At 57.3% G+C, this 14,605-nt stretch carries 12 protein-coding genes; 11 read left to right on the top strand and 1 reads right to left on the bottom strand.

Going from position 1 to position 14,605, the window contains the following annotated elements; genetic code table 11:
- Nucleotides 1–92 precede the first annotated feature (92 nt).
- The 8 genes from grpE to DNK50_RS27475 all read left to right on the top strand — a co-directional run bounded on the left by grpE (nt 93) and on the right by DNK50_RS27475 (nt 10,561).
- Nucleotides 93–653: a nucleotide exchange factor GrpE gene (gene grpE / locus DNK50_RS27510; RefSeq protein WP_112196767.1), complete on the top strand. Its 561-nt coding sequence runs from the start codon at nt 93–95 to the stop codon at nt 651–653.
- Between the two features lie 102 nt (nt 654–755).
- On the top strand, nt 756–2,672 hold the full coding sequence (dnaK, locus tag DNK50_RS27505) for a molecular chaperone DnaK (RefSeq protein ID WP_099584783.1): 1,917 nt from the start codon (nt 756–758) through the stop codon (nt 2,670–2,672).
- A 318-nt stretch (nt 2,673–2,990) separates the two neighbouring features.
- Complete coding sequence (dnaJ, locus tag DNK50_RS27500) at nt 2,991–4,115, top strand: molecular chaperone DnaJ (RefSeq protein ID WP_015885930.1); 1,125 nt, start codon at nt 2,991–2,993, stop codon at nt 4,113–4,115.
- 10 nt (nt 4,116–4,125) lie between these two features.
- Nucleotides 4,126–4,932: a 4-hydroxy-tetrahydrodipicolinate reductase gene (dapB, locus tag DNK50_RS27495; protein ID WP_112196766.1), complete on the top strand. Its 807-nt coding sequence runs from the start codon at nt 4,126–4,128 to the stop codon at nt 4,930–4,932.
- A gap of 259 nt (nt 4,933–5,191) precedes the next feature.
- The gene (carA, locus tag DNK50_RS27490; protein WP_099584785.1) at nt 5,192–6,328 is read left to right on the top strand and encodes a glutamine-hydrolyzing carbamoyl-phosphate synthase small subunit; all 1,137 of its coding nucleotides are present in this window, start codon (nt 5,192–5,194) and stop codon (nt 6,326–6,328) included.
- Between the two features lie 105 nt (nt 6,329–6,433).
- Nucleotides 6,434–9,655 (top strand): carbamoyl-phosphate synthase large subunit, encoded by a 3,222-nt coding sequence (gene carB, locus DNK50_RS27485; protein WP_099584786.1) that lies wholly within the window; start codon nt 6,434–6,436, stop codon nt 9,653–9,655.
- The gene (gene greA / locus DNK50_RS27480; RefSeq protein ID WP_099584787.1) at nt 9,652–10,128 is read left to right on the top strand and encodes a transcription elongation factor GreA; all 477 of its coding nucleotides are present in this window, start codon (nt 9,652–9,654) and stop codon (nt 10,126–10,128) included. The genes carB and greA overlap by 4 nt, the downstream gene beginning before the upstream one ends.
- Nucleotides 10,129–10,156: 28 nt before the next feature.
- Nucleotides 10,157–10,561 (top strand): MFS transporter, encoded by a 405-nt coding sequence (locus tag DNK50_RS27475; RefSeq protein WP_112196765.1) that lies wholly within the window; start codon nt 10,157–10,159, stop codon nt 10,559–10,561.
- Between the two features lie 8 nt (nt 10,562–10,569).
- Here the strand turns inward: DNK50_RS27475 and DNK50_RS27470 are convergent, their stop codons facing one another.
- Complete coding sequence (locus DNK50_RS27470) at nt 10,570–10,878, bottom strand: YhbY family RNA-binding protein (RefSeq protein ID WP_017139256.1); 309 nt, start codon at nt 10,876–10,878, stop codon at nt 10,570–10,572.
- A 105-nt stretch (nt 10,879–10,983) separates the two neighbouring features.
- Here DNK50_RS27470 and rlmE point away from each other — a divergent pair, with 105 nt between their 5' ends.
- The 3 genes from rlmE to folP all read left to right on the top strand — a co-directional run bounded on the left by rlmE (nt 10,984) and on the right by folP (nt 14,605).
- A complete protein-coding gene (gene rlmE / locus DNK50_RS27465) occupies nt 10,984–11,634 on the top strand; it encodes a 23S rRNA (uridine(2552)-2'-O)-methyltransferase RlmE (RefSeq protein WP_003235041.1) in 651 nt (216 codons plus the stop codon).
- Between the two features lie 200 nt (nt 11,635–11,834).
- Nucleotides 11,835–13,745 carry an ATP-dependent zinc metalloprotease FtsH gene (gene ftsH / locus DNK50_RS27460; RefSeq protein WP_099584789.1) on the top strand — a complete coding sequence of 637 codons (1,911 nt, stop codon included), beginning with the start codon at nt 11,835–11,837 and terminating at the stop codon, nt 13,743–13,745.
- An 8-nt stretch (nt 13,746–13,753) separates the two neighbouring features.
- Nucleotides 13,754–14,605, top strand: a complete 852-nt coding sequence (gene folP / locus DNK50_RS27455; protein ID WP_112196764.1) for a dihydropteroate synthase — start codon at nt 13,754–13,756, stop codon at nt 14,603–14,605.

The following is a 14,605-nucleotide window of genomic DNA, read 5'->3' as shown; positions in this document are numbered from 1 at the left end:
ACGCTTGCGCCCTTGAAGCTGGAAATTGTGGCCCCATATACCGGAACAGAAGCGCGAGTTGAGTTCGCGCATGATTTTGAAAGGAGAAATCTATGGCTGACGAACAGACGCAGGATACGCAAACTCCAGACGCCAATTCGGCTGTCGGTGATGAACTGGCGACCCGTGTGCAAGTGCTCGAAGAGCAATTGGCCGCTGCGCAGGATCAGTCTTTGCGTGTTGCCGCCGATCTGCAGAACGTCCGCCGCCGTGCCGAGCAGGATGTAGAGAAAGCTCACAAATTCGCGCTTGAAAAATTCGCCAATGACTTGCTGCCGATCATCGACAGCCTGGAGCGTGGCCTTGAATTGTCCAACCCGGATGACGAAAACATCCGCCCGATGCGCGAAGGGATCGAGCTCACCCTGAAAATGTTCCAGGACACCCTGAAGCGTTATCAGCTCGAAGCCATCGATCCGCAAGGCGGTGAACTGTTCAACGCTGAGCATCACCAGGCAATGGCCATGCAGGAAAGCCATGACCTGGAACCCAACAGTGTGTTGAAGGTGTTCCAGAAGGGTTACCAGCTCAACGGCCGCCTGCTGCGTCCGGCAATGGTAGTGGTGAGCAAGGCTCCTGCACCTGTTGCACCTTCTATTGATGAGCAGGCTTGAAATTCGCCGCAAGGCCCCCATTTATAAGTCAAGCGTTTAAGTGCTACCGCAGTTAGCCACCACTGCTGCGGCAACCAAATTCAAGTTTCGGGAGAGTAAATCATGGGCAAAATTATCGGTATTGACCTGGGGACCACCAACTCCTGCGTCTCCGTGCTGGAAAACGGCGTTGCAAAAGTAATCGAGAACGCCGAAGGCGCGCGTACCACGCCGTCGATCATTGCTTACGCCAACGACGGTGAAATCCTCGTTGGTCAGTCGGCCAAGCGTCAGGCTGTCACCAACCCGCACAACACTTTGTACGCGGTAAAGCGCCTGATCGGTCGTAAGTTCGACGAAGAAGTCGTACAGAAAGACATCAAGATGGTTCCGTACAAAATCGCCAAGGCTGACAACGGTGACGCCTGGGTTGAAGTGAACGGCCAGAAAATGTCGCCGCCACAAATTTCGGCTGAAATCTTGAAAAAGATGAAGAAAACCGCCGAAGACTACTTGGGCGAAGCAGTGACTGAAGCGGTAATCACCGTTCCAGCCTACTTCAACGACAGCCAGCGCCAGGCGACCAAAGACGCCGGCCGCATCGCTGGCCTGGACGTAAAACGTATCATCAACGAGCCAACTGCAGCCGCTCTGGCTTACGGTATGGACAAGGCCAAAGGCGACCACACTGTGATCGTTTATGACCTGGGTGGCGGTACCTTTGACGTTTCCGTGATCGAAATTGCCGAAGTTGACGGCGAGCACCAGTTCGAAGTGTTGGCTACTAACGGTGACACTTTCCTGGGCGGTGAAGACTTTGACATTCGTCTGATCGACTATCTCGTTGACGAATTCAAGAAAGAAAGCGGCATGAACCTCAAGGGTGACCCGCTGGCAATGCAGCGCCTGAAAGAAGCTGCTGAAAAAGCCAAGATCGAGCTGTCTTCCGCTCAGTCGACCGACGTCAACCTGCCTTACATCACTGCAGACGCTACCGGTCCTAAGCACTTGAACGTGAAGATTTCTCGCGCCAAGTTGGAAGCGCTGGTCGAAGATCTGGTTCAACGCACCATCGAGCCTTGCCGCATTGCGCTGAAAGACTCCGGTATCGACGTTGGTGCAATCAACGACGTGATCCTGGTAGGCGGTCAGACCCGTATGCCGCTGGTTCAGAAGCTGGTTACCGAGTTCTTCGGCAAAGAAGCGCGTAAAGACGTGAACCCGGACGAAGCGGTCGCCATGGGTGCTGCCATCCAGGGTGCGGTATTGGCTGGTGACGTGAAAGACGTGTTGCTGCTGGACGTGAGTCCGCTGACCCTGGGTATCGAAACCATGGGTGGCGTGATGACTGCGCTGATCGAGAAAAACACCACGATTCCTACCAAGAAATCCCAGGTGTTCTCGACTGCCGATGACAATCAAGGCGCTGTGACCATTCACGTGCTTCAAGGTGAGCGTAAGCAAGCTGCCCAGAACAAGTCCCTGGGCAAGTTCGACCTGGCTGAGATTCCACCAGCACCTCGTGGCGTGCCGCAAATTGAAGTGACTTTCGACATCGACGCCAACGGCATCCTGCACGTCGGCGCGAAAGACAAGGCTACCGGCAAAGAGCAGAAGATCACCATCAAGGCCAACTCCGGTCTGTCTGATGAAGAAATTCAACAGATGATCCGTGATGCTGAAGCCAACGCTGATGCAGATGCCAAGTTCGCAGAACTGGCCGGCGCCCGTAACCAGGGTGATGCACTGGTGCACTCGACACGTAAAATGATCGCCGATGCCGGCGAGAAAGTGACCGCTGAAGAGAAAACTGCAATCGAAGCCGCCGTGGTTGCCCTGGAAGCCGCTGTTAAAGGCGACGACAAGGCTGCTATCGACGCCAAGATTGAGGAACTGTCCAAAGTCTCCGCACCGGTTGCCCAGAAGATGTATGCCGAGCAAGGCCAGCCAGCTGAAGGTGCTGCGCAACAGGCAGAGCCTGAAGCCAAGCACGACGACGCTGTCGATGCCGAGTTCGAAGAAGTCAAAGAGACCAAGTAAGTTGGTCGCCCGGTTGACCGCTATCAAGCGGTGACTGGTAGGATGTCGCCGCGCGGGAGCTTGCTCCCGCGTTGGCGTGTCTGGGGTATGTGAATTTTTACAGCATGCGACAACGCTCGGATGCTGGCGGTGTGATCGGGGATGCTCCTGCTTTCCGAGCATTAAATACCGCGTTTTTGGCCGGGTCCCTGGCTAAAAGGTAGTAATGACCAGGATCGTTGAATTGACGTGAGTTGGGTCCGGGCCTGTATTGGGGCTCAACGAGTTTAGTCAGGCTCAGGAGGGTCTGGCTGAACGTCCTTAAGAGTGCAAAGACTTATGGCAAAGCGTGACTATTACGAAGTGTTGGGTGTGGAGCGCGGCTCCAGCGAGGCGGACCTGAAAAAGGCTTACCGTCGCCTGGCGATGAAGCACCACCCGGACCGTAATCCGGATAGCAAAGAATCCGAAGAAATGTTCAAAGAGGCCAACGAGGCCTACGAATGTCTGTCTGATCCCAACAAGCGTGCGGCCTACGACCAGTATGGCCATGCTGGTGTCGACCCAAGTATGGGCGGCGGCGGTGCCGGTTTTGGCGGTCAGAACTTCTCCGATATTTTCGGTGACGTATTCAGTGACTTCTTTGGCGGTGGTCGGGGTGGTCAGCGCGGTGGTGCCCAGCGTGGCAGCGACTTGCGCTACACGCTGGAGCTGAACCTGGAAGAAGCTGTTCGCGGCACAAGCGTCAACATTCGCGTGCCGACGCTGGTCAACTGCAAGCCGTGTGATGGTTCGGGTGCCAAGAAAGGCTCCTCGCCGATTACTTGCCCGACGTGCGGCGGTATTGGCCAGGTCCGTATGCAGCAGGGTTTCTTCTCGGTGCAGCAGACCTGCCCGCGTTGCCATGGCCAGGGCAAGATCATTTCCGATCCGTGCGACTCCTGCCACGGCGAAGGCCGTGTCGAAGAGTACAAGACCCTTTCGGTGAAAGTGCCGGCGGGCGTGGATACCGGTGATCGCATTCGCCTGTCTGGCGAGGGCGAGGCGGGTACTCAGGGCGGTCCAACGGGTGATCTGTACGTGGTGATCAATGTGCGCGAGCACTCGATCTTCCAGCGTGACGGCAAGCACCTGTTCTGCGAAGTGCCGATCAGTTTTGTCGATGCGGCCTTGGGCGGTGAGTTGGAGATTCCGACCCTTGATGGTCGAGTCAAGCTGAAGATCCCTGAGGGGACGCAGACGGGTAAACAATTCCGCATTCGTGGCAAGGGCGTAGCGCCAGTGCGCGGTGGCGGTGCTGGCGACCTGATGTGCCGTGTGGCGGTGGAAACTCCGGTCAACCTGGGTCGCCGTCAGCGTGAACTGCTTGAAGAGTTCCGCAGTTCGTTGGAAGGCGATGACTCTCACTCGCCGAAAACCACGGGCTTTTTCGATGGTGTGAAGCGCTTCTTCGGCGATCTGTAAGGAAGTGAATATGCGACGTATAGCCGTAATGGGCGCTGCCGGGCGCATGGGCAAGACGCTGGTCGAAGCGGTGCAGCAGCGTTCTCCAGTCTCCGGCCTGACTGCGGCGATTGTTCGTCCTGGCAGCACATTGATTGGTGCGGATGCGGGTGAGTTGGCTTCACTGGGTCGTATCGGTGTGTCGTTGTCCGGCAACCTGGAGCAGGTGGCGGATGAATTCGACGTGCTGATCGATTTCACGTTGCCGGAAGTGATGCTGAAAAATCTCGCCTTCTGCCGAAAGGCGGGCAAGGCGATGGTGATCGGTACTACGGGTTTGACTGCCGAGCAGAAGCAGTTGCTGGTGGAGGCGGGCAAGGATATCCCTGTCGTCTTTGCTGCCAACTTCAGTGTCGGCGTGAACCTGTCGCTCAAGTTGCTGGATCTGGCCGCGCGCGTGCTGGGTGATGAAGCGGATATCGAGATTATCGAAACGCATCACCGTCACAAGATCGATGCGCCGTCGGGTACCGCGCTGCGCATGGGCGAGGCTATTGCTGATGCGTTGGGACGCGACTTGTCCAAGGTGGCGGTTTACGGTCGCGAAGGCCATACCGGTGCGCGCGCCCGTGACACCATTGGTTTTGCGACCGTTCGTGGTGGTGATGTCGTAGGTGATCACACTGTGCTGTTCGCCACTGAAGGCGAGCGCCTGGAAATCACGCACAAAGCTTCCAGTCGCATGACGTTCGCCAAGGGTGCGGTGCGCGCTGCGCTTTGGTTGGAAGGTCGTGATGCGGGTCTGTACGACATGCGCGATGTGCTTGAACTGCACTAATCAGTAGCTAAAACAGGGCCTCAGGATTATCCTAAGGCCCCGTTTTTACCCGCTAAGCGACGTCCTGTCGCATTCTCCTGCCTTTAAGGCTCATTAGCGGTGGACCCAAAAAGCCTTTTTCTGTAAGCTACAGCTTTAGTGTGTCCACTAAAAGCGCGCAGAATAATTCAGTGAAGAAGCGGGGTGACGTGTCCATACGTCACTCCGCTTTTTTACAACCTGCGATCGCCCTTTCAGGCTTTATTTACGGGAGGTCTTCTTGACTAAGCCAGCCATACTCGCCCTTGCTGATGGCAGCATTTTTCGCGGCGAAGCCATTGGAGCCGACGGTCAAACCGTTGGAGAGGTAGTGTTTAACACTGCCATGACCGGCTATCAGGAAATCCTTACCGATCCTTCCTACGCCCAACAGATCGTTACCCTGACCTATCCACACATCGGCAATACCGGTACTACACCGGAAGACGTCGAGTCTGATCGTGTCTGGTCGGCCGGTCTGGTGATTCGTGACCTGCCACTGGTTGCGAGCAACTGGCGTAACACGATGTCGCTGTCCGATTACCTGAAAGCCAACAATGTTGTGGCGATCGCCGGTATCGATACGCGCCGCCTCACACGCATCCTGCGTGAAAAAGGCTCGCAGAACGGCTGCATCATGGTCGGTGACAATATTTCCGAAGACGCGGCGATTGCCGCAGCGCAAGGCTTCCCTGGCTTGAAGGGCATGGACCTGGCGAAGGTCGTCAGCGTCAAAGAGAAGTATGAATGGCGCTCCACTGTCTGGGACTTGAAGACCGACAGCCACGCGACCATCGAAGCCAGCGAGTTGCCTTACCATGTGGTCGCGTACGACTACGGTGTGAAGTACAACATCCTGCGCATGCTGGTTGAGCGCGGTTGCCGCGTGACTGTGGTGCCTGCGCAAACCCCTGCTAGCGATGTGCTGGCCTTGCAGCCGGACGGTGTGTTCCTGTCCAACGGTCCGGGTGATCCGGAGCCTTGCGACTACGCCATCCAGGCCATCAAGGAAGTACTGGAAACCGAGATTCCGGTGTTCGGTATCTGCCTGGGCCACCAACTATTGGCACTGGCTTCCGGCGCCAAGACCCTGAAAATGGGTCACGGCCATCACGGTGCCAACCACCCAGTGCAAGACCTGGACACTGGCGTCGTGATGATCACCAGCCAGAACCACGGTTTTGCGGTGGATGAAGCGAGCTTGCCGGGCAACGTCCGCGCAATTCACAAGTCGCTGTTCGACGGCTCCCTGCAAGGCATCGAACGCACCGACAAGAGCGCGTTCAGCTTCCAGGGCCACCCTGAAGCGAGCCCGGGCCCGAACGACGTAGCGCCGCTGTTCGACCGTTTCATCAATGAGATGGCCAAGCGACGCTGACTGAGCGGCCTGCGGGCGGCCCCGAATCCCGGTGGCCCCTGCAGGCTCTTCAAAGATTGTTCAAGACGGCTTGCCGACTGACCTGCGGATTTGAGTGACAAACCCATGCCAAAACGTACAGACATAAAAAGCATCCTGATTCTCGGCGCTGGCCCGATCGTGATCGGCCAGGCCTGCGAATTCGACTACTCCGGCGCCCAGGCCTGTAAAGCCCTGCGCGAAGAGGGCTACCGCGTCATCCTGGTGAACTCCAACCCGGCCACCATCATGACCGACCCGGACATGGCCGACGCCACCTACATCGAGCCGATCAAGTGGCAGACCGTTGCCAAGATCATCGAAAAAGAGCGTCCGGACGCCCTGCTGCCAACCATGGGTGGCCAGACCGCACTGAACTGCGCGCTGGACCTGGAGCGCGAAGGCGTTCTGGAAAAGTTCGGCGTAGAGATGATCGGCGCCAATGCCGACACCATCGACAAGGCTGAAGACCGCTCGCGTTTCGACAAGGCCATGAAGTCCATCGGCCTTGATTGCCCGCGTTCCGGTATCGCCCACAGCATGGAAGAGGCCAACGCGGTTCTCGAAAAGCTGGGCTTCCCGTGCATCATCCGTCCGTCCTTCACCATGGGCGGCACGGGTGGCGGTATTGCTTACAACCGTGAAGAGTTCGAAGAGATTTGCGCGCGTGGTCTGGACCTGTCGCCGACCAAAGAGCTGTTGATCGACGAATCCCTGATCGGCTGGAAAGAGTACGAGATGGAAGTTGTCCGCGACAAAAAGGACAACTGCATCATCGTCTGCTCCATCGAAAACTTTGACCCGATGGGCGTGCACACCGGCGACTCGATCACCGTTGCTCCGGCACAGACCCTGACGGACAAGGAATACCAGATCATGCGTAACGCCTCGTTGGCGGTACTGCGTGAGATCGGCGTTGAAACCGGCGGTTCCAACGTTCAGTTCGGCATCTGCCCGGACACAGGCCGCATGGTCGTGATCGAGATGAACCCGCGTGTATCGCGTTCTTCGGCGCTGGCATCGAAAGCTACCGGCTTCCCGATTGCGCGCATCGCAGCCAAGCTGGCAATCGGTTACACCCTGGACGAATTGCAGAACGAAATCACTGGCGGCGCTACGCCGGCGTCCTTCGAGCCGTCGATCGACTACGTCGTCACCAAGCTGCCACGCTTCGCTTTCGAGAAATTCCCGAAAGCCGATGCCCGCCTGACCACTCAGATGAAGTCGGTCGGTGAAGTCATGGCCATCGGCCGGACCTTCCAGGAATCCCTGCAGAAAGCCCTGCGTGGCCTGGAAGTGGGCGTTTGCGGTCTGGACGAGAAGCTCGACCTGAGCAACCCGGAAAGCATGAGCGTGCTCAAACGCGAGCTGACCGTTCCGGGCGCTGAGCGTATCTGGTACGTGGCCGATGCTTTCCGCGCCGGCATGACCGTCGAAGATATCTTCGGCATGAACATGATCGATCCGTGGTTCCTGGTACAGATCGAAGATCTGATCAAGGAAGAAGAGAAGGTCAAGACCCTCGGTCTTTCCTCTATCGACCGCGACCTGATGTTCCGCCTCAAGCGCAAAGGCTTCTCCGACCAGCGTCTGGCCAAGCTGCTGGGCGTGACCGAGAAGAACCTGCGTACGCATCGCCACAAGCTGGATATCTTTCCGGTCTATAAGCGCGTTGACACCTGCGCTGCAGAGTTCGCCACCGACACCGCGTACCTGTACTCCACTTACGAGGAGGAGTGCGAGGCCGCGCCGTCGGGTCGCGACAAGATCATCATCTTGGGTGGCGGTCCAAACCGTATCGGCCAGGGCATCGAGTTCGACTACTGCTGCGTACACGCCGCTCTCGCCCTGCGCGAAGACGGTTACGAGACCATCATGGTCAACTGCAACCCAGAAACCGTTTCCACTGACTACGACACTTCCGACCGCTTGTACTTCGAGCCGGTTACGCTGGAAGACGTGCTGGAAATCTGTCGCGTCGAGAAGCCAAAAGGCGTGATCGTGCAGTACGGCGGCCAAACTCCGCTGAAATTGGCACGCGCTCTGGAAGCAGCGGGTGTGCCAATCATCGGCACCAGCCCGGACGCCATCGACCGTGCTGAAGACCGTGAGCGTTTCCAGCAAATGGTTGAGCGCCTGAACCTGCGTCAGCCGCCAAACGCTACCGTGCGCAGCGAAGACGAAGCTATCCGCGCAGCCAGCAAGATCGGCTACCCGCTGGTGGTGCGTCCGTCCTACGTGCTGGGCGGCCGGGCGATGGAAATCGTCTACGAAGAAGAAGAACTCAAGCGTTACCTGCGCGATGCAGTGAAAGTGTCCAATGACAGCCCTGTGCTGCTGGATCACTTCCTCAACTGCGCCATTGAAATGGACGTGGACGCGGTTTGCGACGGCACTGATGTAGTGATCGGCGCGATCATGCAGCACATCGAACAGGCGGGCGTTCACTCCGGTGACTCCGCGTGCTCGCTGCCGCCGTACTCGTTGCCGCTGCACATCCAGGACGAGATGCGCGAGCAGGTCAAGAAAATGGCCCTGGAATTGGGCGTGGTCGGCTTGATGAACGTTCAGTTGGCGCTGCAAGGCGAAGACATCTACGTCATCGAAGTCAACCCACGTGCTTCACGTACCGTACCGTTCGTGTCCAAGTGCATCGGTGTGTCCCTGGCGATGATCGCTGCCCGTGTAATGGCCGGTAAGACCCTGAAGGAAATCGGCTTCACCAAGGAAATCATTCCGAACTTCTACAGCGTGAAAGAGGCGGTGTTCCCATTCGCCAAATTCCCTGGTGTGGACCCGATCCTAGGCCCAGAGATGAAGTCCACCGGTGAAGTGATGGGCGTGGGCGATACCTTCGGTGAAGCGTTCGCCAAGGCTCAGATGGGTGCCAGCGAAGTGCTGCCGACCGGCGGTACTGCGTTTATCAGTGTGCGTGATGATGACAAGCCACTGGTTGCAGGTGTTGCCCGTGATCTGATCAACTTGGGCTTTGAAGTCGTTGCTACTGCCGGTACTGCCAAGCTGATCGAAGCGGCGGGCCTGAAAGTGCGTCGCGTAAACAAGGTGACGGAAGGCCGTCCGCACGTGGTCGACATGATCAAGAATGACGAAGTCACGCTGATCATCAATACCACCGAAGGTCGTCAGTCGATCGCGGACTCCTACTCCATTCGTCGTAATGCCTTGCAGCACAAGATCTACTGCACCACCACCATTGCTGCTGGCGAAGCTATCTGTGAGGCGCTCAAGTTCGGTCCGGAAAAAACCGTACGCCGCTTGCAGGATCTACACGCAGGATTGAAGGCATGATCAAATACCCAATGACCGTCCAGGGCGCAAAGGCCCTGGAAGAGGAGCACGCTCATCTGACCAAGGTCGTACGTCCGAAGCTGAGCCAGGACATCGGTACGGCCCGCGAGCTGGGTGACTTGAAGGAAAACGCTGAATACCACGCGGCTCGCGAGCAGCAGGGTATGGTTGAGGCGCGGATTCGTGACATTGAGGGTCGGATCCAGAATCAGGTCGTCATCGACGTTACGAGCATTCCTCACACTGGCAAAGTGATCTTCGGTACCACCGTCGAAATCGCCAATGTGGAGACTGATGATCGCGTGACTTACCATATCGTTGGCGAAGACGAAGCTGACTTTAAGCTCGGAAAAATCTCCGTCGGTTCGCCGCTGGCCCGCGCCTTGATTGCCAAGGAAGAGGGTGATGTGGTGGCTGTAAAAACACCCGGTGGCGTGATCGAGTACGAGATTGTTGAAGTTCGCCACGTCTGAAAGGCGGCGCCCGCTTCGTGCGGGCGCCATGCTTTGGCAGCTTGCCCAGATGCTTTGGGTGGGTGGCCTGTGGTTGCTGCACATTGGTGTGCTGCCGGCGCTGGGCCTTATTGGCCTGGCTCCGTTGCTGATCGATGAGATCGATGGATTACTGAGTGCGTTGCTGGTGGGTTTTGCAGCAGCGTGCGTGACCCTTCAGGCATTGGTGCTGGTCAAGGCCGAGGGCTTGGGGAGTTTGTGGCGGGATATTCGCGGCCAACTGCTGTTGATGGCGCTGTATGCGTGTGCAATGTTTTGCATCGTGCATGTGTGGCTGCCGGAAGCGTTGCGCTGGCAGCTATTCAGCTATCTTGTATTAGGGTTCTCCGGCCTGGTGCTGGTTGTACAGCCCGCGCCAGGATGGAGTGGCAGGGCGCGCAAAGCACGCCCGTGACCCTTGTGTCATTTGAAGCGATGCACGTTCGACAGTTGCTTGTTGACGCTGAAGTTCTTGCGATACAGCAGCGCCATCTTGCCGATGACCTGAACCAGGTCCGCTTTGCCAACCTTGCACAGTTCTGCAATGGCGGCCAGGCGCGCTTCGCGGTCAAGGATGTTGACCTTGATCTTGATCAGTTCATGATCGCCCAATGCGCGTTCAAGTTCGGCTAACACACCTTCAGTCAAACCGTTGTCTGCCACAATCAGAACTGGTTTCAGATGGTGGCCAATGGATTTGTACTGTTTCTTCTGCTCTTGAGTGAGCGGCATAATCTGACCCCTGCGTCTGATCTTGTAAAAAGCGGCGGCCAGTTTACCCGAGCGAGTCCGGGACCGCCCAGTTAATCACGACCCGTTTTATTTTCGAGGTGGCCCGTGGCCCGTTCCAAAACTAGCCTTAAGTGGCTGCAAGAGCATTTCAACGATCCTTACGTCAAAAAGGCGCAAAAGGACGGGTACCGTTCGCGGGCCAGCTACAAGCTCCTGGAGATCCAGGACAAGGACAAATTGATCCGTCCGGGCATGAGCGTTATCGATCTGGGTGCCGCTCCAGGTGGTTGGTCCCAGGTGACCAGTCGTCTGATTGGTGGGCAAGGCCGGTTGATCGCCTCCGACATCCTTGAGATGGACAGCATCCCGGATGTGACCTTCGTACACGGCGACTTCACCCAGGACTCGGTGTTGGCCGAGATCCTGGAGGCTGTGGGAAATTCGCAGGTAGACCTTGTGATTTCCGACATGGCCCCCAATATGAGTGGATTACCGGCCGTCGATATGCCGCGAGCCATGTTCCTCTGCGAACTGGCGCTGGATTTGGCGGGTCGGGTGTTGCGTCCCGGTGGAGATTTCCTTGTGAAAGTCTTCCAGGGCGAAGGTTTTGACGAGTATCACAAGAACATTCGCAAGCTGTTCGACAAGGTGCAAACTCGCAAGCCAGACTCGTCCCGAGACCGTTCTCGTGAGCAATACCTGCTGTGCCGTGGGTTCCGCGGGGTTGAAGGTGCGGCGAGCGAAGAGCGTTTTTGATTTATTCGAGGAGGGTGATAGGTTTTTTTATATCGCTTTCGTCACGAAGCTTTACGAATATTGTGTAGTCAAAGTTTCACAAAGGGTTACAGACGGCGCCTGCCAGAGTTGTAGGTAATGTAGTAAGTTAGGCCGGTGAATATCATGCGAAGCGCGCGCCAGTAGCGGAGCTTGCTTCAGAGGGTAGTTAATTGAACGATATGGCAAAGAATCTGATCCTGTGGTTGATCATCGCGGCTGTCCTGGTGACGGTGATGAACAACTTCTCCAGCCCTAACGAGCCGCAGACCCTCAACTACTCCGACTTCATCCAGCAAGTTAAGGATGGCAAGGTCGAGCGCGTAGCGGTTGATGGCTACGTGATCACCGGCAAACGCAACGATGGCGACAGCTTCAAGACCATTCGTCCGGCAATCCAGGACAACGGTCTGATCGGCGACCTGGTGGATAACCACGTGGTGGTCGAAGGCAAGCAGCCTGAGCAGCAGAGCATCTGGACTCAGCTCCTGGTGGCAAGCTTCCCGATCCTGGTAATCATTGCCGTGTTCATGTTCTTCATGCGCCAGATGCAGGGCGGCGGCGGAGGCAAGGGCGGGCCGATGAGCTTCGGCAAGAGCAAGGCGCGCCTTCTCTCAGAAGATCAGGTGAAAACTACCCTGGCTGATGTTGCAGGCTGCGATGAGGCCAAGGAAGAAGTCGGCGAACTGGTCGAGTTCCTGCGCGATCCAGGCAAGTTCCAGCGCCTGGGTGGTCGTATTCCTCGCGGCGTTCTGATGGTAGGTCCTCCGGGTACCGGTAAAACCTTGCTGGCCAAGGCGATTGCTGGCGAAGCTAAGGTGCCGTTCTTCACCATTTCCGGTTCTGACTTCGTTGAGATGTTTGTCGGCGTGGGTGCCAGTCGTGTCCGCGATATGTTCGAGCAGGCCAAGAAGCACGCTCCGTGCATTATCTTCATCGATGAAATCGACGCTGTCGGTCGCCATCGTGGTGCTGGCATGGGTGGTGGTCACGACGAGCGTGAGCAGACTCTCAACCAGTTGCTGGTCGAGATGGATGGTTTCGAGATGAATGACGGCATCATCGTCATCGCCGCAACCAACCGTCCAGACGTGCTGGACCCTGCGCTGCTGCGTCCGGGCCGTTTCGACCGTCAGGTTGTGGTCGGCCTACCGGACATCCGTGGTCGTGAACAGATTCTGAAAGTGCATATGCGCAAAGTGCCAATGGGGGATGACGTGGCTCCGGCCGTGATTGCCCGTGGTACTCCAGGCTTCTCCGGTGCCGACTTGGCCAACCTGGTGAACGAAGCTTCGTTGTTTGCGGCTCGTACCGGCAAGCGCATCGTTGAAATGAAAGAGTTCGAGCTGGCGAAAGACAAGATCATGATGGGCGCCGAGCGCAAGTCCATGGTCATGTCCGAGAAAGAGAAGCAGAACACTGCCTATCACGAAGCCGGCCACGCCATTGTTGGGCGCGTTGTGCCTGAGCATGATCCGGTCTACAAGGTGTCGATCATTCCTCGTGGTCGTGCGCTGGGTGTCACCATGTTCCTGCCGGAAGAGGATCGTTACAGCCTCTCCAAGCGTGCGCTGATCAGCCAGATCTGCTCGCTGTACGGCGGCCGTATTGCAGAAGAGATGACGCTGGGCTTCGACGGCGTAACCACTGGTGCTTCCAACGACATCATGCGTGCAAGCCAGATTGCTCGGAACATGGTGACCAAGTGGGGATTGTCGGAAAAGCTGGGCCCGTTGATGTATGCCGAGGAAGAAGGCGAAGTGTTCCTGGGGCGTGGTGGTGGCGGTCAAAGCGCCAGCTTCTCCGGTGAGACAGCCAAGCTGATCGACTCTGAAGTGCGCAGCATCATTGATCAGTGCTACGGCACAGCCAAGCAGATTCTGACCGATAATCGCGACAAGCTGGATGCAATGGCTGATGCGCTGATGAAGTACGAAACCATTGATGCGGACCAGATCGACGACATCATGGCTGGTCGGGCGCCTCGTGAGCCTCGCGATTGGGAAGGTGGTTCGGGTACTTCGGGTACACCGCCCGTGGTTCAAAACGAGCGTCCTGAAACCCCGATCGGCGGTCCGGCAGCGGATCACTAAGGTTTGAAATGACTTTTGGTACGTCCTCCACCCGGTTGCCTTGCGGCAACCGGGTTCTTGATTTGGCCCATGCGCATGTCATGGGTATTCTTAATGTAACCCCCGATTCCTTTTCCGATGGTGGCCGCTTCAGCCAGGTTGATGCTGCATTGCGTCATGCCGAGTCAATGGTGGCTGCCGGCGCGACACTGATTGATATCGGTGGCGAGTCGACCCGGCCGGGTGCTCGTGTTGTTTCTCCGCTGGAGGAGCTCGAGCGTGTGGCGCCGATTGTCGAGCGCATTGCCCGTGAGCTGGATGTGATTATTTCGGTAGACACGTCAACGCCGGCCGTTATGCGCGAGACGGCTCGGCTGGGGGCCGGATTGATCAATGATGTGCGGTCCCTGCGCCGCGACGGCGCTCTGGATGCGGCCGCTGCTACCGGTCTGCCCGTGTGCCTGATGCATATGTTGGGTGAGCCCGGCAATATGCAGGACAGCCCGCACTACGATGATCTGGTCGACGAGGTAAGTGGTTTTCTCTCCGAGCGGGTTGCCCAGTGCGCCGCGGTAGGCATTGCGCCGGAAAAGATAATTCTTGATCCGGGTTTTGGTTTTGCCAAGACCCTGCAACACAATTTAAGTCTGTTCAAGCACATGGAGTCCCTGCATGCCCTTGGTCGCCCCTTACTGGTTGGCGTTTCACGCAAGAGCATGATCGGGCTGGCGTTGAATCGGCCTGTGGGTGAGCGATTATACGGTGGCCTTGCGCTGGCCGCGCTGGCCTTGACCAAGGGTGCGCGCATCTTGCGTGTGCATGACGTCGCAGAAACCGTTGATGTGGTGCGCATGATTGCCGCTGTAGAATCAGCCGAATAA

Source organism: Pseudomonas sp. LG1E9 (assembly GCF_003290225.1).
Lineage (GTDB): Bacteria > Pseudomonadota > Gammaproteobacteria > Pseudomonadales > Pseudomonadaceae > Aquipseudomonas > Aquipseudomonas cyclaminis.
Note: the sequence above shows the minus strand (reverse complement) of the source record. Positions and strands in the feature narration are given on the sequence as shown.